The organism is Armatimonadota bacterium (assembly GCA_031459715.1).
GTDB lineage: Bacteria > Sysuimicrobiota > Sysuimicrobiia > Sysuimicrobiales > Humicultoraceae > Humicultor > Humicultor tengchongensis.
Genome location: JAVKIA010000004.1, coordinates 1 through 22840, shown reverse-complemented (window position 1 = coordinate 22840; position 22840 = coordinate 1). Strand labels below are relative to the sequence as shown.

Annotated in this window: 21 protein-coding genes, 1 pseudogene and 1 riboswitch; all 22 genes and pseudogenes read left to right on the top strand. The window is 71.9% G+C overall.

Features of this window, described 5'->3' with window-relative positions; genetic code table 11:
- The first annotated feature begins 22 nt into the window (after window positions 1-22).
- The gene (locus QN152_02720) at window positions 23-1684 is read left to right on the top strand and encodes a BamA/TamA family outer membrane protein (protein ID MDR7538429.1); all 1662 of its coding nucleotides are present in this window, start codon (window positions 23-25) and stop codon (window positions 1682-1684) included.
- Window positions 1657-2958, top strand: coding sequence for a hypothetical protein (locus QN152_02715; GenBank protein MDR7538428.1), 1302 nt, complete (start codon window positions 1657-1659; stop codon window positions 2956-2958). Before QN152_02720 ends, QN152_02715 begins: the two co-directional genes overlap by 28 nt.
- An 81-nt stretch (window positions 2959-3039) precedes the next feature.
- Entirely contained in the window at window positions 3040-3519 is a 480-nt protein-coding gene (locus QN152_02710) for an OmpH family outer membrane protein (GenBank protein MDR7538427.1), read from the top strand.
- Between the two features lie 4 nt (window positions 3520-3523).
- Entirely contained in the window at window positions 3524-4633 is a 1110-nt protein-coding gene (locus QN152_02705; GenBank protein MDR7538426.1) for a hypothetical protein, read from the top strand.
- Window positions 4634-4637: 4 nt separating this feature from the next.
- A complete protein-coding gene (locus tag QN152_02700; GenBank protein MDR7538425.1) occupies window positions 4638-5075 on the top strand; it encodes an OmpH family outer membrane protein in 438 nt (145 codons plus the stop codon).
- Window positions 5076-5081: 6 nt separating this feature from the next.
- On the top strand, window positions 5082-6122 hold the full coding sequence (gene lpxD, locus QN152_02695) for a UDP-3-O-(3-hydroxymyristoyl)glucosamine N-acyltransferase (protein MDR7538424.1): 1041 nt from the start codon (window positions 5082-5084) through the stop codon (window positions 6120-6122).
- Window positions 6122-7921 carry a hypothetical protein gene (locus tag QN152_02690; GenBank protein ID MDR7538423.1) on the top strand — a complete coding sequence of 600 codons (1800 nt, stop codon included), beginning with the start codon at window positions 6122-6124 and terminating at the stop codon, window positions 7919-7921. Before lpxD ends, QN152_02690 begins: the two co-directional genes overlap by 1 nt.
- A gap of 16 nt (window positions 7922-7937) precedes the next feature.
- Window positions 7938-8774, top strand: a complete 837-nt coding sequence (gene lpxC, locus QN152_02685; protein ID MDR7538422.1) for a UDP-3-O-acyl-N-acetylglucosamine deacetylase — start codon at window positions 7938-7940, stop codon at window positions 8772-8774.
- Window positions 8755-9183: pseudogene (gene fabZ, locus QN152_02680) on the top strand (3-hydroxyacyl-ACP dehydratase FabZ). Before lpxC ends, fabZ begins: the two are co-directional and overlap by 20 nt.
- Before the next feature lie 146 nt (window positions 9184-9329).
- Complete coding sequence (lpxI, locus tag QN152_02675; protein ID MDR7538421.1) at window positions 9330-10157, top strand: UDP-2,3-diacylglucosamine diphosphatase LpxI; 828 nt, start codon at window positions 9330-9332, stop codon at window positions 10155-10157.
- A 55-nt stretch (window positions 10158-10212) separates the two neighbouring features.
- Window positions 10213-11010: an acyl-ACP--UDP-N-acetylglucosamine O-acyltransferase gene (gene lpxA / locus QN152_02670; protein MDR7538420.1), complete on the top strand. Its 798-nt coding sequence runs from the start codon at window positions 10213-10215 to the stop codon at window positions 11008-11010.
- Between the two features lie 64 nt (window positions 11011-11074).
- Entirely contained in the window at window positions 11075-12262 is a 1188-nt protein-coding gene (gene lpxB, locus QN152_02665; protein ID MDR7538419.1) for a lipid-A-disaccharide synthase, read from the top strand.
- A gap of 58 nt (window positions 12263-12320) precedes the next feature.
- Window positions 12321-12935: an LPS export ABC transporter periplasmic protein LptC gene (gene lptC, locus QN152_02660; protein ID MDR7538418.1), complete on the top strand. Its 615-nt coding sequence runs from the start codon at window positions 12321-12323 to the stop codon at window positions 12933-12935.
- A 2-nt stretch (window positions 12936-12937) separates the two neighbouring features.
- Window positions 12938-13879: a hypothetical protein gene (locus QN152_02655; GenBank protein ID MDR7538417.1), complete on the top strand. Its 942-nt coding sequence runs from the start codon at window positions 12938-12940 to the stop codon at window positions 13877-13879.
- Window positions 13880-13898: 19 nt separating this feature from the next.
- On the top strand, window positions 13899-14615 hold the full coding sequence (gene lptB, locus QN152_02650; GenBank protein MDR7538416.1) for an LPS export ABC transporter ATP-binding protein: 717 nt from the start codon (window positions 13899-13901) through the stop codon (window positions 14613-14615).
- Window positions 14612-15682, top strand: a complete 1071-nt coding sequence (locus tag QN152_02645; protein ID MDR7538415.1) for an LptF/LptG family permease — start codon at window positions 14612-14614, stop codon at window positions 15680-15682. The genes lptB and QN152_02645 overlap by 4 nt, the downstream gene beginning before the upstream one ends.
- Window positions 15667-17313: a glycosyltransferase family 39 protein gene (locus QN152_02640; GenBank protein MDR7538414.1), complete on the top strand. Its 1647-nt coding sequence runs from the start codon at window positions 15667-15669 to the stop codon at window positions 17311-17313. Before QN152_02645 ends, QN152_02640 begins: the two co-directional genes overlap by 16 nt.
- Window positions 17298-17999: a polyprenol monophosphomannose synthase gene (locus QN152_02635; GenBank protein MDR7538413.1), complete on the top strand. Its 702-nt coding sequence runs from the start codon at window positions 17298-17300 to the stop codon at window positions 17997-17999. The genes QN152_02640 and QN152_02635 overlap by 16 nt, the downstream gene beginning before the upstream one ends.
- Window positions 17999-18928 (top strand): DUF3084 domain-containing protein, encoded by a 930-nt coding sequence (locus tag QN152_02630; GenBank protein MDR7538412.1) that lies wholly within the window; start codon window positions 17999-18001, stop codon window positions 18926-18928. Before QN152_02635 ends, QN152_02630 begins: the two co-directional genes overlap by 1 nt.
- 106 nt (window positions 18929-19034) lie before the next feature.
- Window positions 19035-19259, top strand: a riboswitch (cobalamin riboswitch).
- Between the two features lie 27 nt (window positions 19260-19286).
- On the top strand, window positions 19287-21083 hold the full coding sequence (locus tag QN152_02625; GenBank protein ID MDR7538411.1) for a TonB-dependent receptor: 1797 nt from the start codon (window positions 19287-19289) through the stop codon (window positions 21081-21083).
- A gap of 685 nt (window positions 21084-21768) precedes the next feature.
- Complete coding sequence (locus QN152_02620; GenBank protein MDR7538410.1) at window positions 21769-22128, top strand: energy transducer TonB; 360 nt, start codon at window positions 21769-21771, stop codon at window positions 22126-22128.
- Complete coding sequence (locus QN152_02615; protein ID MDR7538409.1) at window positions 22121-22522, top strand: hypothetical protein; 402 nt, start codon at window positions 22121-22123, stop codon at window positions 22520-22522. The genes QN152_02620 and QN152_02615 overlap by 8 nt, the downstream gene beginning before the upstream one ends.
- The last annotated feature ends 318 nt before the right edge of the window (window positions 22523-22840 follow it).

Here is a 22840-nt window from a genome sequence, read left to right as displayed (position 1 = left end):
TTCACCCACGCCATCTCCGCGGGTGGCGGCCGTTGAGGTGGTGGGCAACAGGTACATTCCCACCGCGCAGATCCTGGCGGTGGTCACCATCAAGGTGGGCGATGTACCCACCCCCGAGCAGCTGCGGCGGGACGTTCAGGCTATTGCAGACCTGGGATGGTTCGCCGACGTCTCCGTCCGCGTGGAGACCGACCCGGCGGGCCTGCGGGTGGTCTTCCTGGTCGTGGAGAACCCGCGGGTGGTGGCGGTGGTGGTGCAGGGCAACACGGTGGTCGCCACGGCGGATATCGTCCGGGCCCTGGACATTCCCATGGGGGAGGTGCTGAACACGAAGCGCGCCCGCGACGGGGTGCGCGCCGTGGAGAAGCTCTACGAAGAACGGGGGTATGTGCTGGCCCGCGTGGTGGATATCGGGCTGGACCCCGCGGACGACGGCCGGCTCCGCGTGCGCCTGGCCGAGGGGCGGGTGGAGGATGTGGTCTTCCGCGGGCTGACCAAGACCCGGCCCGCCGTGGCCCGGCGCTATGTGCGGCTGCAGCGGGGCGACGTCTTCAACGTGCGGCAGATGAACGCCGACCTGCAGCGCCTCTTCGAGACGGGCCTCTTCGAGTCGGTACAGGCCCGCCCCCAGCCAGGGTCCACCCCCGAGGCCGCCGTCATCGAGATCGAAGTGAAAGAGGCCCGCACCGGCGAGCTCAGCTTCGGTGCCGGCTACAGTACCACCGAAGGATTGACGGGGCAGATCGCATACCGGGAGCGGAACTGGCGGGGACGGGCGCAGACCGTCGCCCTGAGGGCGGAGCGGGGTTTCTCCCCCACGGCAACCCAGGCCGCCAAGTTCACCTTCGTCCTGAGCTTCCGCGAGCCGTTCCTGGACCCACACCAGACCTCGCTGGACCTCAACCTCTACCAGACCGTGGCCACGCAGACTGAGGTCAGCGGGGGGGCGACGACGGCCCGCTTCGACCTGGAGCGGGTCGGCAGCCTGGCTGAGGTGATGCGGCCGATGGACGCCCACACCACCGTGAGCCTGCGGCTGCGCTCGGAGCGCGCCGCCATCACCCCCTTGCCCATCGACCCCAGCGGGACCTGCCCGCCCGACCCCTGCGCTCCGCCCGCCTTCTTCTCCCCGGGGCGGACAGTGTCGGTGACGGTAAGCGGGAGCAGGGACCTGCGGGACAGCCGCATCAACCCCACCCGAGGCAGCCGGCAGATGCTCTCCCTGGAGTTCGCCCTGCCGCCGCTGGGCAGTGAGTTCAACTTCCAGAAGTATTTTGCCGAGTACGTCCAGTACATCCCCCTGGGCGGGGAATCCCTGATCGCGGGGCGGGTCGGCGCCGGGCTGGGCAGCGGCGCCATCCCCGGGCAGGAGCTGTTCGCCCTGGGCGGCCCCACCACGCTGCGCGGGTTCAGCGGTGGCCAGTACCGCGGTACCGCCATGGCGCTGGCCAACGTCGAGTACCGCGCGCCGCTTGGCGGCATCGCTCCCTTCTTCAAGGACTTCACCGGCATCGTTTTCGTCGACGGCGGGGCGGCGTGGGGGACGGCGCTCAGCACCCCCGGTTTCGTGGCCAACTACGGCGTGGGCGTGGCCTTCAGGTCTCCCCTGGGCGTGCTCCGCCTGGACTTCGCCTTTGGCCCCGCCGGGACCCAGACGTGGCTCAACCTGGGACACCCGTTCTAGCCGCGGCCGGGCGAGCGGTCTGCAGCCTGGCCCTGCTCCTGCTGCTGGTCCCGTGGGCCGCAGCCAGCGGCGCGGTGGTCGAGGCGGTGGAAGTGCACCTGGCCGTGGACGGCGGCGTCCCCCCCGTGGTTCAGGCCCGCCTGCAGAGCACCGTGGAGACGGTGGCGCAGCGGTTGCTGGTCGGCCGCCCGGTGGACCAGCTCCGTCCGGGCCTGACGCAGCTGCGGGCCACGCTGACCACAGTGGTGGACCGGGTGGTGGGCGGCTACACCGTCGCCGAGGCCCGCGTGGAGGTGGGGCCCACCGCCGTGGTGGCGGTGCGCCTGCGCCCCGCACCGCCGCTGGTCCACGAGGTCGAGGTCCTCCCGCACAGCGACGTGGATTCCGCCGTGGCCCCCCTGGTCCTGCAGCCGGTGCAGCAGGCGGTGGCGTCGGCTGTGCGGGCAATGCTCGTGGGCCTGCCGGTGCAGTCCCTGGACTGGGCCGGGCCGCTTGTCGCCCAGGAGGTCCGCCGCGCCGTAGAGGAGGCGTTGCCCGGGTTCAGCGGAGCGGCGCGGGTGCGGGCGGGGAGGGTGGCCCGAGTGGATGTGGACCTCCTGCCCCGCGATGGCCGCGTGGTGCGGGACATCGGCGTGCGCTTCCGCTCCAGCTCCATCCCGTTCCTCCTGCTGGAGCAGCACGCCCCGGCGGTCCTGTCCATGGCCGGGCCCATCCGCGGACTGCCCGTCGCCTTCGTCCAGGGGCAGCGCGAAACGCTGGAGCGGCTTTTGGCAGAGCGATTGCGGGCATATCCACCTGCGGCCGAGTACCGCGTCGTGGCCCGGCCCGTCCTCTCCGTGGGGGAGACGACGTATGTGACCGTGGTGGCCGATTCGCTCCTCTGGCTGGGGCGGGTCGAGGCGCAGCTCAACGTGGGCACGCGGGCCCCGGGTCCGGAACTGCGGGCCCACCTCGGCCGTCTCTTCGGCCGCCTGGAGACGTTCGCCGAGGTGGGGCTGCTGCCCAACACCCTCTCCGCCCGCTACGACCTGGGGCTGCGCTACGCGCCGGATGCGGTCTGGGACCTGGGGGCGGCCTATACGCTGAACACCGGGGAGGTCACCGGGTTCGTCACCTACCGGGTGGGGCCGGATGTGAGCGTGCGCCTGGCATACCTGCTGCCGGCCCAGCAGGTGGAGGGGAGCGTGCGATACCGCTTCACCGAATTCCTCTCCGGCGAGATTGTCGGCAGGTCGGGGGGCGAGTACTGGGTGCGCCTGATCAGCAACCTGTAGCTGCGGCCGGCCTTGACGGCGGCTACAATTGGAGTGTTTGACCGCCGGTAGTTACCGGCGGCCCAGGAGGGAGGGAGAAAGGTGAGGACGCGGCTGGATGGCGTACGGACGCTGCGGCGGAGCTGGTGGTTCGCCCTCGGCGGGGGAGTGCTGCTGCTGGTCGCGGCCGTGGTGTGGACGCTGTCCCGAGGTGGAGTGCCCGCCTTCGGCCAGAGCTTCGCCATCGGCATCGTGGACATGCAGCGGGCGCTGGACGCGCACCCGCGGCGGGCGGCCTCCGAGCGCGCCCTGCAGGAGTTCTTTGCGGCCAAGCAGCGGGAGTTCCGGGAGCGATCCAAGGGGATGACGGCGGAGCAGCGGCAGCTGCTGGACCGGCAGCTGCAGCAGCAGGTGCTGGCCAAGCGCCAGGAGCTGTTCGGTGGCCTGGACCGGGAGATCCGCGCGGCGATCGAGGAGGTAGCCAGGGCGCAGGGGGTGGCCATTGTCCTGGAGCGCTCGGTGGTGCTCTTCGGCGGGGTGGATCTCACCGATCAGGTGATCCAGAAGGTGGCGGGCAAGTAGCCGCATGCTCCGGCGCCTCTCCGTGTTCCTGCTCCTGGCGTTCCTGGGGGCGGCTGGCTGTCGGCCTCAGGGCGCGGCGGTCCGGCCGCAGCCGACGCCCACAGGCAGGGGGGGGCTGCGTGTGGGCGTCGTGGACGTGGACCGGGTGGCACGGGCGCATCCACGCTGGCCGGAGCTGGACGCCCTGAATACAAAGCTGGCCGACCTGGAGGCGCAGCTCGCCGTCCCGCCGCAGGCTCCGCCGCTTTTGCAGGACCGCCTGGAGGCGCAGCTGCGCACCCAGGCCAAGCGCCTGGAGGCGGAGTTCCAGGCGGAGATGGCTTCCCTGCGGCAGCGGCAGGAGGCCGCCCTGGAGCGCTACGCCGCTTCCCTGCGAGAGGAGCAGACGGCGAAGCTGGAGCGGCTGCGCGCGCAGATACACGCGGAGTTGAAACAGGCGGTGGAGGCCCGGGCGGCGGAGCTGCGTGCCGAGCTGCGCCGCTATGAGGCCGAGGTCCTGGACGAGTACCGCTTCCCCATCGCCAACCTGCGGCTGAAGGCGGCCGTCATCGGCGTGGCCTCGGAGGAGGAGCTGCGCCAGCTCACGGAAGAGCTGGACCGGCTGCTCACAGAGCGGGATGCCAAGGTCCGCGCCAGGGCTGAGCTGGTGGAGGTGATCCTGCGCGACTTCGAGAAGGCCCGCGTGGCCGAGGCCAACGGCCGGCTGGCCAGGGCGCAGCGGGAGGCGGAGCGAGAGTTCGCCCGGATGGTGGAGGCAAAGAGGCAGGAGCTGGAGGCCGGGACACGACGCCTGATGACGGCCAGGCAGCGGGCCTTCGAGGCGCAGCTGGAGGCCTTCCGTCGCCGCCTGCTCAGCCTGGCCGAAGGCCAGCTGGCCGCCGCCCAGAACCGGTATGCGGAGGGGCTGCGGGAGCGGGAGCAGCAGCTCCTGGCAGAGCGGCAGGCGCTCACCGAGCAGCGCTCCCGCCTGGAGGACGTGATCCTCTCCGACGTGAAGATCGAGGTGGCCGCCCTGGCTGCCGCCCGGGGCTTCGATGTAGTGCTGACCCGCTACCTGAGCAACCTGACGGGCGAGGACCTCACCACCGAGGTGCTCGCCCGGCTGAAGCGGTAGGACCGTGCCTGCGCGGCGCCGCACCTCGATGGTCACGGCCATGGTGCTCCTGCTTTCGGCCGCCGTGGGGCTGGCTGCCTGCGGCGGGGGCAGGCTCGCCCTCGTAGACACAAACCGCATCCTCAACGAGAGCGTTCGGGCGCTCTCCTACCAGCGACAGCTGGACGAGCGAGAGAAGGCCATGGCCCTGGATCTGCAGCTGCTAGCAGGGCAGCTCTCCCCCGCGGATCTGGAGGCGCGGCGCAACCAGTACCTGCGGGAGCTGGCGCAGCTGAAGGGGGAGCTGGAGGACCGGCTGAACAAGGAGATCCGCGACGTGGTGGGCCAGATAGTTCGGGAGCGAGGGCTGCGGGGCGCCGTGCTGGTGAAGAGCCCCGTGGTGTACGCTCTCCCCGGCCGTACCGTCGACATCACCGAAGAGGTGATCGCCAGACTGCGGTGACCGGCGATGAGACTGGGCGACCTGGCCACTCACCTGGGCGGTACTCTGGCCGGCGACCCCGCCGTGGAGATCAGCGGGGTGGGGGAGCCCGAGGCGGCGAGCCCGGGGACCATCGTCTACGCCGCTGATGCCGACGCCCTGCGCGCGGCCGAGGCCAGCGCCGCTGCCGCCGTCCTCCTCCCTGCGGAGCTGCCTCCCGGGCGAAAGCCGGCGATCCGCGCGGCTAACGCCCGCCTGGCCTTTGCCCGCCTGCTGGCCCTCTTCTCCCCCGCGCCTGCCTATCCTCCGGGAGTCCATCCCACCGCGGTGCTGGGGACCGATGTCGTCCTGGGGGACGGCGTGCACGTGGGGCCGCACGTGGTGCTTGGCGATCGGGCGCGCGTGGGGGCGCGCAGCGCGCTGCTGGCCGGAACCGTGGTGGAGAGCGACGCGCGTGTGGGGGAGGACTGTATCCTCGGTCCCCAGGTGACCGTGCGCGCCGGCTGCGTCCTCGGCCACCGCGTCATCCTTCACCCGGGGGTGGTGGTGGGTAGCGACGGGTTTGGCTATGCGCAGGGCGAGAGCGGGCCGGTGAAGATCCCTCACCTGGGCCGGGTGGTCATTGAGGACGACGTGGAGATCGGAGCCAACACCGCGGTGGACCGGGGCACCCTGGGGGAGACGCGCATCGGGGCGCGCACCAAGATCGACAACCTGGTGCAGGTGGCCCACAACGTGCGCATCGGCCGCGGGGTGCTGATCGCCGGCCAGGTGGGCCTGGCCGGCAGCGTGACCGTGGAGGACGGCGCTGTCCTGGCCGGGCAGGTGGGAGTGCGGGACCACACCCGCATCGGCGCCGGAGCCACGGTGCTGGCTCAGGCCGGGGTGACCAAGAACATCCCCGCGCGGCAGGTCGTCTCCGGCTTCCCGGCCTGGCCGCACCGGCAGGAGCTGCGGGTGCAGGCATACCTGCGGCGGCTGCCCGAGCTTTTCGCCGGATTTGAGGCGCTGCAACGGCGCCTGGCTGAGCTGGCGACCCGGCGCGCGCGCTCCCGCTCGAAGCGGTGATGCTGTCCCTGCGGCTGCCTCTGACGACCCTCCTGGCCTGCACGGTGAGCCTCACCCTCCTCGCCGCCGGGGGGAGGGCGGAGGCTCCGGTGCGTCTGCTCCCGCAGACCGGTGCGGAGCCTGCGGTGGCGGTCGTCCTGCAGGAGGTGGTGGTGCTACGGGTGCGCGGGCCGGGGGCGGCGCTGCGGGCGGCGGAAGTGGTGCGCCGACTCGGCGCGCTGGTAGCGGCGGGGGGCCCATACACCGTCGCCGTGCGCCCCCGTCCCGGAGCCGCGGACCTGCTGGTGAACGAGCGGCACCTGGTCACTGCCGACGGAGAGCTGGCGCGGCTCAACCGGACCACCCCGGAGGCGCTGGCCGCGCAGTGGGCGGCGCGGCTGCAGCAGGCCCTGGCCCGCAACACCGTCCGTCTGTTTCCGCCGCTGCTGCGGCTTTCGCCCGGAGAGAGGGCAAGCGTCTCCGTCCAGGCCTTCCTCCCGGGAGCGGTGAGGCTTGGGCCTTTCGACCGGCGCATCGCTTCTGTGCGGGTGGAAGGAGGCACTGTGGTGGTGGAGGCCCGTGCGGTGGGCTCCACGGTGGTGCCGGTGGCCGTGGGAGGAGGGCGGGTCTTGCTGCCGGTGGTGGTGCGACCGCTTGCCGGAACCATCCCCGAGGAGGTTACGGTACGGGTCAGCGGCGACCTGACGGATGCGGCACTGATCAGGGAGGCGGTACGGCGGCGCATCGACCAGGTGGTGCGCCGGGGGCCCGGGGCCACGCTGGCCGTGGGTCCCTTCCCGTCCCTGGAGGGGATGGCCGCGGACGCCGACCGGGTGGAGCTGGCCGTCCCGGTGGTGGTACGCAGCCCATATGCGCTGCCGGTGGACGGGGTGGCGCGCGTGGTTGTGCTGCGGGAACGGGTGCAGGTGGCGGATCCGGCACTGCTGTTAGTGAGCAACCGACCCGAGGTCGTGGACGCCGACGGGATCCTCTTCTCCGAAGCGGTAGACGCGCGCCACCCGATCCGCCTGCTCTACCACCACATGAACGGGACCCCGGCGTGCCCTCGCATCCTCTCCGTTATGCTGTGGAACCGCAGCACGCAGCCCTCAGAGATGCTGCTGATCAGTGGCCTGGCCGGTCCCTCCCCCGATTCTCTGTTTGTGGGGCATGCCGCCGCGGCGCGCTTCCTGCGGAACCTGGCTGCCGGCCGGGGCTACGTGCTGGAGGTTCCGCCAAACTCCGCCTATGCCTTCACCGTCCAGACGATGGCTCCCCGGCAGCTGGTCTCGGGTATCCTGCAGCTCCAGTTGCTGCGGGGAGAGGAGCTCGAGGTCCGGGTGCAAGTCCGCCTCCCCTGGCTGCTGGAGGGCACGGTCCCCCTGCCCGTGTACCAGGTGGCCTACCCCCATCCCCGGGGCGTCTTCCCCTTGCCCACGGTGACCGTCCATCGACGGGTGGAGCTGGGCGGGCCGGTGCCCCTGGTGGACCTGGGGGCGGCGGCCGGACTGCAGGACGTGCGCACGGCCGAGCCGCTGGTGGGAGACTACGGCGTCGTCTACCGCCTGCTGCTCACAGTGGCCGGCGGGCCGACCGAGGTGCAGGCGGAGCTGGTGGCCGTCGCCGCCGGCGGTCCGGCGCGCGGAACCTTCCTGGTGGATGGCCGCCCGGTGGAGATCGCCATCTACCGGCCGGGCGAGGAGCGCGTCCTTGGTACCCTCACCGTGCCGGCTGGGCAGAGCGTGCAGGTCGGCGTCGTTACCATGCCCGCGGCCGGCTCCTATTACCCTGTGCGCCTCCTGCTGCGACCGAAGGAGTAGCATCGCCCGGGGGAGGATGCCCATCCGCCAGCGCACCATCACTAGAGCCGTCTCCCTAAGTGGCGTGGGGGTACACAGCGGCGCGGCGGTACGCGTGCGCCTTCTGGGCGCGCCTCCCGGTGCGGGTGTCATCTTCTCCCGCTGCGACCTCGGCCCTGGCGCCCTTCGGGCGACACTGGAGAACGTGCGCAGCACGCGCCGCGGGGTCACCCTGGGAGACGGCGTGACCGTGGCCTCCGTGGAGCACCTGCTGGCGGCGGCGGCGGGTCTTTGCATCGACAACCTGCAGGTGGAGGTGGAAGGGCCGGAGCTGCCTGCCCTCGACGGCAGCGCGGCCGGGTACGTGGAGGCGCTGGCCGGGGCCGGCATCGTGGAGCAGGAAGAGCCTGCCCGGGTGATCGAACTCGGCGAGGTGGAGGTGACGGTCGGGGATGCCCGCGCCGTCACCCGGGCGGGCGGCGAGCTCCGCGTCCGCTACATCGTGGACCTGCCGCCGCCCCTGGGCCGTCAGGTGGCCACCGCCGACCTCTCGGTGTTCGCCACCGCGATTGCTCCGGCGCGGACCTGGGGATTTGTTGACGAAGCCGCGACGCTGCGCGCCGCGGGACTGGCTCGGGGGGCCGGGCCGGGGAACGTCCTGGTCATTGCCGCGGGCGGCTACCTGAACCCGCCCCGGTTCGCCGACGAGCCGGTCCGGCACAAGATCCTCGACCTGCTGGGGGACCTGGCCCTGCTGGGTGCTCGCCTGCATGGATACGTGGAGGTCGTCCGCGGAGGCCACGCCTTGCACGTGGCCCTGGCCCGGGAGATTGCGCGCCGCTGGGGGGAGAGAAATGCCCGCACTGAGCCTTGAGCAGATCCTTGCCATCCTGCCCCACCGCTACCCCTTTCTCCTCGTGGACCGGATCGTGGAGATGGAGGAGCGGCGCATCGTCGGCATCAAGAACGTGACCGTCAACGAACCCTTCTTCGCCGGTCACATCCCGGGCTATCCGGTTATGCCGGGGGTGCTGGTGGTGGAGGCGATGGCCCAGGTGGCGGCGTGCCTGATCCTCAACGTCCCCCGCCTGCGCGGGCACCTGGCCTACCTGGCCGGGATCGACCGCTGTCGTTTCCGCCGCCCGGTGGTACCCGGCGACACCCTGCGCATCGAGGTGGAGGTGCGGGCCCTGCGCGGGCGGCTGGGAAAGGTCTGGGGAGTGGCCCGGGTGGGGGAGGAGGTGGCGGCAGAAGCGGAGATCGCGTTTGCCCTTCCCCGGGAAGAGACGGCGACTGCCCTCCTGCCGGAGGAACAGGTGGCGCCCGCACCCTCCGCGGAGCCGCTGGTCGGCGAGAGGTGACCGCGGCCCGGCCCCAGAGACGATTCCCCAGGGCCGCCCCAGGCGGTGGGGAGGCACTGCGCGGTGCCGTGGGACTGCTGGCGGGCGAGGGGCGCCTGCCAGAGGTGCTGGCCAGGGCGGTGCGGGCGCGGGGCCGCCGCCTCGTCTGCGTGCAGATGGCGGGGGAGACTCCGGCTCTGGAGCACCTGGCCCACGTCTTCGCCAGGCTGGCCCCGGAGCAGTGGGAGGAGCTGGAGGCCCTGTGGCACCGGCATGCAGTGCGCGAGGTACTGCTGGCCGGGCGGTTTCGCCGCGGAGAGATGGTGGCGCGGCTGCTCGCCTCCGGGTCCGACCTGCGCGGGTTCCTGGAGCGACTGCCGGAACGGGGTGACCAGCAGATCCTGGACGCCCTGGCCCGCCGCCTGGCCGCGCAGGGGATCCGCGTCCTGGACCAGCTCGCCTACGTCCCCGACCTTGTGGCCCCGCCCGGGCTGCTGGCCGGCACCCCACTTAGCCCTGCGGAAGAGCGCGACGTGCGCATCGGCCTGGCCGTGGGCCGTGCACTGGCGGCCCACGAAGTGGGCCAGACCGTGGTTCTCAAGCACGGGGCGATCCTGGCCGTGGAGGCGGCGGAGGGGACCGATGCCGCCATCCGGCGGGGCACGGCCATGGCACCGGGCGCAGTAGTGGTGAAGGTGAGCCGGCCGCAGCAAGACCCCCGCTTCGATCTTCCCACCGTGGGTCCGGAAACCGTGGAGGTGATGCGGGCGGGACGGGCACGGGTGCTGGCGGTGGAGGCCTTCCGCACCATCGTCCTGGAGCGGCTGCGGCTGGCCGCCCGTGCGGAGGAGGCGGGGATCAGCGTGTTCGCCGTAGAGGCCTCGCCGCTGGGGCCACGGCCGGGGGAGGCGCGGTGATGGGGTTGCACTCACTATGAGCACCCCCCGGGGAAGGGATCATGCTCGGGACTCGGTGGAGGTGCACCCGACCGCCGTGGTCCATCCCGGCGCCCGCCTGCACCCCGGCGTGGTGGTAGGGCCCTACGCCGTGGTCGGCAGCGACGTGGTCGTCGGCCCGGGGACCCGCATCGGCCCCCACGTGGTCATCGAGGACGGGGTGCGCATCGGGATGGACAACGAGATCTCCAGCGGTGCCACCCTGGGCACCATTCCGCAGGACCGGCACTTCCAGGGCGAGCGCAGCTACCTGGTGATCGGCGACCGCAACCGCATCCGGGAGTACGTGAACATCAGCCGGGCCACCGGGGAGGGTGCGGCCACCGTGGTGGGCAACGAGTGCCTCATCATGTGCTCCGCCCACATCGGGCACAACTGCCGTCTGGGGGATCGGGTTGTGGTGGTCAACGGCGTGCAGATGGCCGGGCACGTGCAGGTGGACGACGGCGCGTACATCGGCGGGATGACCGGGATCCACCAGTTCGTGCACATCGGCCGCCTGGCCATGATCGGCGGATTCAGCCTGCTGCGCCAGGACTGCCCGCCGTTCATGCTGGCGGAAGGGCGTCCCGCGCGCTGCCGCAGTCTGAACCGCGTCGGCCTGCAGCGGCAGGGAATCAGTGCGGGCGACCGCGCCGTGCTGCGCCGGGCATTTCGCATCCTGTACCAGTCCGCGCTGGGATTGGGTCAGGCGCTGGAGCGGTTGCAGGCCGAGCTGGGCGATCACCCGCTGGTGGGGGAGCTGGTGGCCTTCCTCCGCGCCGCCCGCGAGCGGCCGCGCGGCGTGGTTCGCTGGGCGTCGGGCGCCGAGTGAGCGGGCCCTCGTTCCCCCTGGGCCCCAGGCAGAGGTGAGCGGTCACACTGTCCCAGGGCAGTCCATGGCCGCAGTGGGGCCCCGTATCTTCCTGGTGGCGGGAGAGGTCTCGGGAGACATCTACGGGGCTGACCTGGTCGCCGCTCTGCGCCGCTTCCGTCCCGATGTGGATCTGCCAGCGGTGGGAGGGCCGAGGATGGCTGCGGCGGGCGCGCGCCTGCTGCTGGACAGCTCCGGGTGGGGCGTGGTGGGGTGGCTGGAGGTGCTCCCTCGCCTGCCGGCCTTTCTGGCCCGGCTCTCCCGGGTGCATCGGGCGATCGCCGCCGCCGCTCCCCGGGCGGTGGTCCTGATCGACTTCCCCGGTTTCAACCTGGCCCTGGCCCGTCGCCTTCAGGGCAGGGTGCCCGTCGCCTACTTCCTGCCACCCATGGTCTCCACACGGCGAGGGCGGCGGGCCTGTGGGGTGGCCAAGCTGGGCCTGCGCCTGCTGGCGGCCTTTCCCTTCGAGGCCCAGGCGTACCGCGCGGCGGGCGCCGACGTCCGCTACGTCGGCCATCCCGCCGTTGACCGCGTCCGGCCGTCTGCACCGCCCGAGGTAGTCCGCAGTCGCCTGGGGATTCCCCTGCAGGCGCCGCTGCTGGCGCTTCTGCCAGGAAGCCGCCGCCAGGAGCTGCGCCGCCACCTCCCCGTCATCGCCGGCGCCCTGGCCTCCGTTCGGGCGCGCCTCCCTGCGCTGCGTGCTGTCCTCCTGCTGGCCGCGCCCCACTACAGGACGCAGGTAGAAGCCGCGCTGCGGCCTGCGGGTCTTCAAGTCACCGTCGTGGAGGGCGGGACGCAGGCGGGATACGACGCCCTGGCCTCCTCCGACTTCGCTGTGATCGCCTCAGGGACCGCCACGCTGGAAGCGCTCTGCCTGGGCATCCCCGGCGTCGTCATCTACAAGACCTCCCGCCTGGACTACTGGATAGCCAGGCGGATCGCAGCTGTGCAGTGGGCCGGCCTGCCTTCCCTCCTGGCCGGACGGGAGGTGATGCCGGAGCTGCTGCAGGACGCTCTGACGCCCCGACGTCTGGCCGCGACGCTAGCGGACTGGCTGGCGGATACGCCGCGGCGCACCCGCCAGCAGGAGGAGCTGCGGGCGCTTCGCCTGGGGCTGGCGGACGGTGGCGCTGCGGAGCGCGCCGCAGCAGAGGTCCTCCGCCTGGCGCGCTTGCTGGGCAGAGAGGGCTCGAGTACCATACAGACGATCTGACGACTGCGGGGAGAGGGCGACGAGCCGGCTCAGGCGGGGAGACGGAGCCCCGGCACAGATGCGCGTGAGGTGGTGGACGGCCGCAGCGGTGGTCGCCGTGCTGGGGCTGGCCGGCCTGACCTGGCTGGGCCGCGGAGGGTCCGCCGGCGATCCCGGCCCGTCGTCCGGCGCCTCCCCACCTGCGCCTGTTTCCACGCCTGCGCCTGGCTCGGTACGCGGTGCGCCCGCGCCCACCTCTGAAACTGCCCCGCCGGAGGTCTCCGTTGTGGGCGGCCGCCTCACCGGAGGTGATGCGGCGGGCACTATCCGGTGGGAGCTGCGGGCCAGGACTCTGGAGACGGATGCCGCCCGACAGGAGGTGCGGCTGGAGGGCGTGGACGGAACATTTTACGAGCGGGGCAGGGCGGTGCTGACGGTTGCCGCGGCCAGCGCCGTCTTCTCTATTGGGGCGCAGGTACTGACGCTGTGGGGCGAGGTACGCGCCCGTGCCCAGGGACGGTCTCTGGCGGCGGGGCGCGTGCAGTGGTTGCCCGCTCGCCGCCTCCTAGTGGCGACCGGCGGCGTGGTGCTGGTGCAGGACCGGATTACCGTCCGCGCCGACCGCCTGGAGAGCGACATCGAGCTACGCAGGGCCAGGCTGAGCGGGAACATCCGCGTGACTGTGCGGGAGTAGCTGTGCGCGGTCGCCCTTTCCCCGCCCCCGCAGTCTCGTCGCGCACCGCTGTGGCCGCTGCTCCACTCCCGGGTGCGGCCCTGACCCTCACTGGCACCCTGGCCCTGGCCGCCACCCTGGTGCTCGCGGCCACCCTGACCTGTGCCGCCAGCCCCTCTGCTGCGGCGAGGGCGCCGTTTGCCGCAGGCCAGCCCGCCGCGGCCCAGGGAGGACCGCCCGTAGAGGTCACCGGCGCCTCGTACGCCGAGTACGACCGTGCTGCCGGCACCTGGCTCCTGCGAGGCTTCCCGGTGGTAGTGGCCTGGGGCCCGGCCAGGCTGGAGGCCCCGGAGGTTCGCTACGATGAGCGGCGGGGTTTGGTGGAAGCGTCCGGCGGCGTGGTCCTGCGGCAGGAGACGCTGGTCCTGCGGGCGTCCCGTACCGCAGCCTGGCTGCGGAGCAACCTTGTCGTGGCTGAGGAGGGCGTGGAGGTGACCGCGCAGCGCGGCGCCGACCTGGTGCGTCTGACGGCGGGGCGGATCGAGGTGGACCTGGCCAGGAGGCGGGTGATGGCCGAGGGCAGTCCCCTCCTCACCTTCGGGCAAATGCGGCTGGCAGGGCGGCGGCTGGAGTTTGACGCGGCGGCGGAGGTGGGGACCGCCGCCGGGGACGCGGACCTCACCCTTCCGGAGGGGCGCCTGCAGGCGGGTAGGGTAGAGGCCCGCCTTGCGGAGGAGCGGGCGACGGCTGTGGACGACGTCCGCCTCACCGCCGGGGAGCTGCTGGCGCGCGCGCCGCTGGCGGTAGCGGACGGGCGTGCCGGAGTGGTCACCCTGAGCGGCGGGGTGGTGGTGCGCCGCGGCTCCCATACCCTGACCGCCGAGGTGGTGAGAGTGGAGCTGCGGGCGCGGCGGGTGACCGCAACCGGCGGTCCCCGTCTGACTCTGGGCGGGCCGGGGCAGTAACCCCGGGGAGTGGTCGGCCGTGCTGCGGACACGCAACCTGGTCAAACGGTACGGGGCGCGCACCGTGGTCAACGGCGTGACGCTGGAGGTGGAGCGGGGTGAGATCATCGGCCTGCTGGGGCCCAACGGCGCCGGGAAGACCACGACCTTTTACATGATGGTAGGCCTGGTACGGCCCAATGCCGGGGAGGTCTGGCTGGACGGTCTGGAGCTGACTCACCTGCCCGTGCACAGGCGGGCGCGCCTGGGCATCGGCTACCTGGCCCAGGAGCCCTCGATCTTCCGCGGGCTCACCGTGGAGGAGAACATCCTCATCGTCCTGGAGGCCGCCGGGCGGCCGCGCGCCGCGCGGCGGGAGACGGTGGAGCGGCTGCTGGTGGAGTTCGGCCTCACCCACCTGCGCCGCCAGGTGGGAGTCTCCCTTTCCGGAGGGGAGCGGCGGCGCGTGGAGATCGCCCGGGTCATGGCCATGGAGCCGTCCTACATCCTGCTGGACGAGCCGTTTACCGGAATCGACCCCAAGTCCGTGTCGGAGCTCCAGGAGGTGGTGCGCGGTCTGCGGGCCCGCGGCCTGGGTGTGGTGGTCACCGACCACAACGTGCGGGAGACCCTGGCCATCACCGACCGCTCCATGATCATCCACCAGGGCTCCGTCCTCCTGGCGGGTACAGCGCGGGAGATCATGGAGAGCGAGGAGGCACGGCGCTTCTACCTGGGAGAGACCTTCCAGCTGTGATCTCCATCCTGGATCGGTACATCCTGAAGCAGGTGCTGGGCCTCTTCCTCTTTGGGGTGGGCCTGTTCACCGTCCTGCTGGCGGTGAACGACATCTTCGGGCTGGTGCGGATCGCCGTCAGCCAGCACATCGCCCTCCCCACCGTCCTGCGGCTGCTCCTGCTGCGGCTGCCCAACCTGGCCGTGGCCTCCCTGCCCATGGCCCTGCTGCTGGCGGTGCTGATGACCGCGGGCCGCCTCTCAGAGCACAACGAGGTGGTGGCCATGCGCACAGGAGGGATCAGCCTGGGAAGGATGAGCCTGCCGGTCCTGGTGGTGGCGGCGCTGGTGGCGGTAGGGGGAGCGGTGCTTGGCGAGTGGACGGTACCCCTGGCGGAGGATCGCTTCGCCCAGGAGATAAGCCGCGCCACCAGGCAGCCCCCGTCTCCACGCGGCTACGTCCTCTTCCGCGAGGTGGAAGGCTCCCGCGTCTCCGTCTACTACGCCCGCCGCATGGCCGGGGGCGGCGAGGTCCTGGAAGGGCTGGTGGTCAACCAGTTCGAGGCGGAGCGCCTGGTCCGGGTCATCGAGGCCAGGCGGGCCCGCTACAGCGGCGGCCGGTGGGAGTTCGAGGAGGGGACCGTCCACCTGCTTTCGGCGAGCCCACCGGTGGAGATGAGCTTCCACCGCCTGGAGGCCCAGATCCGGCGCACGCCGCGGGAGATCCTGGCCCAGCACAAAGACCCCTCGCAGATGACCATCCGGGAGCTGCGCGCCTATATCGCCGTCCTGCGGCGTACGGGGGAGGTCGTCGTCGAGTACCTGGTGTGGATGCACGCCCGGATGGCGCTGCCCAGCAGCAGCCTGCCCTTTGCCCTCCTGGCCATCCCCCTGGGGCTGCGTCCGCACCGCGGCGGGCCCTCCATCGGCCTGGGCCTGACCGTGCTGATCATCCTGATTTACTACCTGCTGACCAACGCCACACTTGCCCTGGGCCAGACCGGTCGCCTGCCGCCCCTGCTGGCCGCGTGGACGCCCAACCTATTGCTGGCCTCGCTGGGGGGTGCCCTCCTGTGGCGGGTGCGCTGACCGTCCGGCTGCCGGAGCGGGCTGCTCCCCTGCTGCTGGCGGCGGCCGCCCTGGCCTTCTTCACTGTTGCCCTGGGGCAGGGGAGCCTGTGGGACCAGGACGAGGCGAAATACACCGAGGTGGCCCGCGCCATCGTCCAGCGGGGAGATCCCTTCACCCTGTACAGCAACGGCGCACCCTGGTTCGTCCACCCGCCTCTGTATATGTGGCTGGTTGCCGCCACCGGTGCTCTGTTTGGTTTCACGGAGTTCACCGCGCGGATCTGGTCGGCGCTCTTTGGGGCCTCCGGCGTGCTCGTTACCGTGCTGCTTGCCCGCCGGTTTTATGACCTGCGCACGGGGCTGCTGGCCGGGCTGATCCTGATGACCATGCTGGAGTACTTCCTGCTGTCCCGCATGGCCGTCTTCGACGTCCCGCTTGTGGTCTTCATGCTTCTGGCACTCTCGATGGCGGTGGCGGCGGAGCAGGCCAGGAGCGGGCCGGATCGGAGGAGCGCCTACCGCTGGTTGTTCGTCTGGGCTGGCCTGGGGACGCTGACCAAAGGTCCGATCGCCCTGCTGCTGCCGGGGATGGCGCTGGGGATCTGGTGGCTGGTGCGGGGAAGGCTTCGGGAGCGCCTGCGGGAGCTTCCCTGGGAGGGCCTGCTCCTCTACGGCCTGATCGGCCTCTCCTGGTACGGCATCGAGACCGCCCTCCACGGCCGGGCGTTCCTGCGCACGGCGGTGGGCTATTACCTGTTCACCCGCTTCTTCGGCGTCGTGGAGAACCAGCCCGGGCCTTGGTACTACTACCTGCCCGTGCTGGCCGCCGGCGCCTTTCCCTGGAGCGCGCTGCTGCCCTCAGCCTGCGTCTACCACTGGCGGAGGGCCCGCCAGAAGGACAGCAGCCTCCTCCTGCTGCTGTGGATGGGGACTGTGCTCCTGTTCTACTCCGCCGCGGGTACGAAGCTGCCTAACTACATCCTCCCTCTCCTGCCGGTGGCCGCCGTCGCCGTCGCCCGCCTGTGTGCTGCTGCGCTGTGGGAGGGCGACCCCCGGGCCGATGGCCTCCTGCGCTGGAGCGGCGCGGTGCTGCTGTCCGTTGCCGGGTTTCTGGTCGTGGCTGTGGCAGTGCTGGGCGCGCGGCAATCACCGGCGCATTACGCCTCCTTGCGGCTGCAGCTCCGCCTGCTGGCCCTCCCGGTGGTCGGGGGCGTGGCGGTGGCAGCGGGGTTGATGGCCTGGCGGAGGCACGCGCCTGCTCTGGCCGCCCTGGTTACCACCATGGCGGTCACCCTGGGGGTCCTGGTCTTCGTCGTCCTCCCTGCGGCGGAGACCCTCAAGCCGATGAAGCCGCTGGCCCTGGTACTGGGGGCCCGGATCCAGCCGGGTGACCGCATCGTCGCTGCCGGCCTGAGCGATCGGGCCTCCCTGGTCTTCTACAGCGGGCACCCGGTCCGGTGGGTCGCGCCTCGCGAGGCGGAAGCCCGGCGGGCACTGTGCGGCCCGGGACGCGCCTTCCTGGTACTCGAGCGCGGCGACTACGACCGCTGGGCGCGGCGGGCCTTTGCCGGGGAGCTGGTACCGATGGCATCGAGGGGCGAGCTGCTTGTGCTGCGGACGGCGCAGCCCCTTCCGTGCGCCTCGCCATGACGGCCCGGACCGCCCTGATCCTGCCCACCTACAACGAGCGAGAGGCCCTGCCCCGGCTGGTGGCCGCCCTGCGTCCGCTGGTCCCGGTGATGGACCTGGAGGTGATCGTCGTGGACGACGCCTCCCCCGACGGGACGGCGGAGGTGGCCGCGGCCCTGGCCGCGGATGGTCCCGTGCCCATACGTGTGATCCGCCGGCCGGGGAAGGCGGGGCTGGCCTCGGCGGTGCTGGCGGGAGCGGCGGTCGCCTCCGCGCCGGTGGTCGCGGTGATGGACTGCGACGGCTCCCACCCTCCGGAGGTCCTGCCGGCCCTGGTGGCGGCGGTGCAGAGAGGCGCGGATCTGGCGGTGGCCTCGCGCTACGTGCCGGGCGGGAGGATCCAGCGGTGGCCCGCCTGGCGGCGCCTGGCCAGCATGGTGGCGACGGCCGGAGCACGCCTCCTCCTGCGCCTGGCTGTGCGCGACCCGCTCTCGGGCTACTTCGCCGCACGCCGTGAGGTGCTCGCCGGCGACTACTGGGGCCTGGGGTTCAAGATCCTGCTGGAGATCCTGGCGCGCAACCCCGGGCTGACCGTGGTGGAGGTGGGCTACACCTTCACCGACCGCGCCACCGGGCGCAGCAAACTCTCACCGCGAGAGGTCATCGCCTACCTGCGGCTGCTCGGCCGCCTGCTGGTCTCCCGCTGATGGAGTTCGGCATCATCCTGGTTCCCCTGCTCATCCTGGTTAGCGGGGGGATCGCCTTCGTGGGAAACCTGGTCGGCCGGGCCATCGGGCGGCGCCGGCTCACCCTCCTCGGATTGCGCCCCCGCCACACCGCCCAGATCATCACTGTGGCCACCGGCATGCTCATCACCGTCCTCACCGTGGCCGCGGTGCTGCTGGTCTCGCAGGACGCCCGCCAGGCGCTCTTCCAGTTCCGCAGCCTCCAGGCCCAGCTCGACAGCCTGCAGGGGGAAATCCGGGGGGCGGAGAGTCGGCTGAAGCAGTTGAAGCAGGGAGACATAGCTTACCTGCGCAACCAGGAGGTGCTGCGGGGGATCATCGACGCCCGCCTCCCCCTGGTACAGGTGGCGGTAGAGGTGGACACGCTGCGCCTGCGCGCGGTGGACCAGGCGCTGGCCAGCGGCATCGGCGTCGACGGGACGACGGGGTCGGTGCTGCGCCTCTTTCCTCCCGCCCTGACCTGGGACCAGGTGGCGGAGCTGGTCAAGCAGCACCCAGGGGAGACCGTGGTGCGCATCGTGGCCAACGAGAACACCCTGGTGGGCGAGCCCCTGGAGGTCTCGGTTCAACTGGTGGACAACCGGCTGGTCTTCCCGCGGGGCCGGGTGCTGGGGTCGGGTCAGGTCGACGGTCGGCGCTCCCGTGACGAGGTGGGGCGACAGTTGCTGGAACTGCTCGACCAGTCTGCCCCCGCCGCCCGCCGCGAGGTCCTCTCGCCGCCGTTCGCCCGCATCACCGACCCCCCGCTGGTGGAGACGGAGCTGGACGCCCTGCGCCGCGTGGTGAGCGCCATCACCCAGGCCCGCCGCCCAGTTCGTGTGGACGTGGTGGTGACGCAGGACGTATACACCGTCGGCCCCCTGCGCGTCTCTTTCCGCCCGCGCATCTGACCCAGGCGAGGCGGTTCCCTACGGGCAAGTCGTCAACGGGCACGGTGATGCGCCACATCCACGCTGAGATAACTCCCCGGGAGGAATCGGCCACCCGGCCGGGAATACCCCAGTGAACGGCGCAGGTTGACGGAGCGCCGCTCCGTCGGAAGAGGGAAGCCGGTGACCTGCAGGCCTTGCGGAGGTCGCAGGGAATCCGGCGCGGTCCCGCCGCTGTAACGGGGAGTGTGGCCAGGGGGCCACTGGGCGAGGGCGATCACCCTGCCGCCCGGGAAGGCCGGCCGCGCGATGAACCGGAGCCAGAAGACCTGCCTGCCGCCGTGGCCCTCACACCTTCGCGGAAAGGGGAGTGGGTCCGATGGCTCTATGTACTGTGCCCACGGGGATTGCCGTCGTGGGTATTTTGCTTTTCCTGGTGGCCCCGGCCCGGGGCCAGGTCCCCACGTTCGAGGGGGAGGAGGTGACCGTCCCCGGCCTTCGTCCCCAGCTCTCGACCACGACGCCCGCCCTCGTCAGCGTCCTGGACGGGGAGGAGTTGCGCCGGCTGGGGTTCGCCACGTTGGGCGACGCCCTGCGCTTCCTGGCGGAGGTCTCCACCCGCGCCGCCGGCGGTGGCCCCGGTGGGTTCACCCAGGCCTCCATCCGCGGCTCCACCCCACAGCAGGTGCTGGTGCTGGTCGACGGCGTGCCCCTGAACGCCACCGCCCAGTTCGGGGTCAACCTGAGCACCATCTCCCTCGCGGAGGTGGAACGGATAGAGGTGCTGCGCGGGTCCTACTCCGCGATCTATGGGAACGCGCTGGGCGGGGTGATCTCGGTGCGGACGCGATCGTCCGCGCGGTCCGGCTACTCCGTGGGAGGCGGCAGCTTCGGGAGCGCCGGAGCGCGTCTTCGCCTGGGACGCGTCTGGCCCGGGGGCCGGATCGCGCTCGGCGCAGAGGTGCTGGGCACCTCTGGCGAGCGGCCAAACAGCGACGCCACCCGCTGGACGGGGACGCTGCACCTGGAGCTCGCCGGTGGCCCGCAGCGCACCCTCACCCTGATCGCGCGACACTCCGCGGGCGCAGCGGGCCTGCCAGGGCCGACGTTCTTCCCCACGGCGGAAGACCGCCTCGACGATGTGCGCTCGCTCCTGGCCCTGACTTGGGAGGAGGCCGGCCCGCAGACCACGCGGGCGCGGCTGTGGTGGCTGGAGGACCGACTGGGGTTTACCTCGCCCGGCTTCTCCTCGGACGACCGCGGAGAGGCGCTGGGCGGTGCCTTCCAGCGGGTGCTCCGCCGCCCGGACGGCGCCGTCCTCACCTGGGGGCTGGAGCTTCTGCGCACCACCTTCAGCTCCACCTCCACCTTTGCCGCATTCCAGGGCGATGCCGCCACCTGGGCCGGCTACCTGCAGTACGACGCCGTTCTGGGACTGAAGACGCACCTGGGCCTGGGGGCGCGCTACGACGCCCACCCGACCCACGGCGCGCAGGTGAACCCCCGGCTGGGGTTCGTCCACCTCCTCACTGACCGGATACGGGTGCGCGGCAGCGTGGGACGGGCCTTCCGCCCCCCCACTTTCTTCGAGCTTAGCTACCCCGGGTGCAGCAATCCCGCGCTGCGCCCAGAGGAGGCGTGGGCTGCCGACCTGGGCCTGGAGGCCGCCCCCCGTCCGGGCCTGCTCCTGCGCCTCAACGGGTTTGCCACCGACGCCCGGAACCTCATCGTGGGCGGCTGCAACCCGCAAAACGTCGGCTCGGCCCGCATCGCCGGTGTCTCGGCGGAGGCGGCATGGCGAATCGGCGAGGAATGGACGGTGCAGGGGAACCTGACCTGGACCGATGGGGTCGACCGGGGGACGGGGCTGCGGTTGCTGCGCGTCTCGCCCTGGCAGGCCGGAGCCGTACTCCGCCGGATCTGGCCCTCCGGAGGCGCGGCGTCTCTCGTGGTGAACTACACTTCGGCGCGCGACGACCTGGACACCTCCACCTTCCCGGCGACGCGCGTGACCCTTCCGGGCTACCTGACCGTGGGCCTGCGCTACGAGCGGAACTTCGGCCCGCTCCTGCTGCTGGCCGGGGTGGACAACCTGCTGGACGCCCGCTACGAGACCCTGCGGGGCTATCCCGGTCAGGGGAGGACCTTCTTCGTCCAGCTCGCATCAGGGCGGTGAGCGCAGTGATTGCACAGGGCTGGGGAGAGGCTGGCCGGAACCCATGACAGACCGCGGGGTACCCTGGAGGATGGCGGTCGCCGCTCTTGTCCTGCTGACGGGCCTGGCGGCAGGCACGGAAGTCGTGGTGCGGCGGCGGCCCGCACCCGCCCCCTGGGACTCCTCCCCGGCGGCTGGCTACCCCCGCATCCCCGGGCCGTCTGCGGCCGATGAGGACGACCCCGAGTTCCAGGCTGCACTCCTGAAATCTCGACAACAGGACGCCCCTCACCCGCCGCAGCCCTCCCGCGCACCTTCTCCGCGGCCGGCTGCTGGCCCGGCGAAGCCGACCCTGTCAGGGAAGGCAATGGTTCCCCGGCCGCATCCGGCGCCCTCCGTCCAACCGCAGGTCTCGCCACCGCTGCCAGCACTTTCGGGGCAGACGACCTCCCCCCCCACAGCGGCAGGGTCTTTACCTGGACCTCCTGAAGCCTCGCAGTCTCAGCCGAGGGAGAGAGCCGCCGCGAAGGCAGAGGGTAAGGCCCAGACCGCTGCGCAGGAAGGGGGAGGGGCCCCTCCCGGAAGAGAAGGAGCCGGTCCCGGTGAGGGGGCTGGGGGGCCTCCTGCCTCCGCAGCCTCCCTGCCAGAGGAACCCGTCCCCGGGACGCCGGCGCGGGACGCTCCGTCGCCCGCTCCGTCGACCCCGGTGCCGCAGCCGCCGGCGGGTGCCGCCGGTGGACCGTCCCGCGGCGAACCCTCGCCCGTCCTCACTCCTCCCGTCCCGGTGGAGCAGCCGCCGCTGCACCCGGTGCTGCGGGCTGTGGTCGTACCGGGCCCGGGAGGGATGGCGGCCGGCCAGGCGACGGTCCGCGGGCGAGTCCGGGTGCGGCTTCTCGTCCTGGCCGACGGCACCGTTGCCGAGGTGGAGGTCCTCATCTCCTCCGGCGACCCGGAACTCGACCAGGCGGCGCGCCAGGGCCTGCTGCGCTGGCGCTTCCTCCCCGCCCGTCGCGACGGCGTTCCCGTCGATGCCCACCTTCTTCTCTGGGTCACCTTCGGTGAGTGATGTGGTCCTTGCGGTCGACCCGGGCCGGCAGAAGTGCGGCCTGGCGGTTGGGCGGCCCGGCGAGCTGCTGGCCCGAACGGTCGTGCCAGCGTCGCAAGCGCCCGAGGTGGTGGCCGGGTGGGTGAAGCAGTACGGCGTGGGCCGGATAATAGTAGGAGGAGGGACGGGTTCGGAGGCCGTACTGGCGGCCCTGAGCCGCTTTTCCGGGCTTGTCCGGGTGGAGACCGTGCAGGAGCGCGGGACCACTCTCGAGGCCCGCCGCCGCTACTTCCGGGACCATCCGCCGCGGGGGTGGCGGCGGCTGATTCCGCTCTCGCTCCAGGTGCCGCCCGAACAGTACGACGACTACGTCGCCGTGCTGCTGCTGGAGCGGGCCCTGGCAGGAGGGCGCTGACTCGGTCGCCCGGGCCCGCCCGGGCCTCTCCGGACAAGGCGGAGCGAGGAAGGATTCGGGCGGAACATGTCGAAGCCGATCAAAGCGTGGGAACGGGCACGCCAGACGTATAGTACGACAAAATGCTGTGATTTCCGCCAGAAGCCACCACACTGCAGCGAGTCTGTGCCGGTGGCGCGGTGAAGGTGCTCGTCCGTCGAGTCGCGGCGGGAGTGTTACAGGAGAGAGCAAAGGAGCAGGTGTCTACCGCCGTTTGGCCTACGGCCCAAGGCGGTTCCGAGCGGGGAAAGGAGGGGTAGCGGGACAGACCGCCGGAAG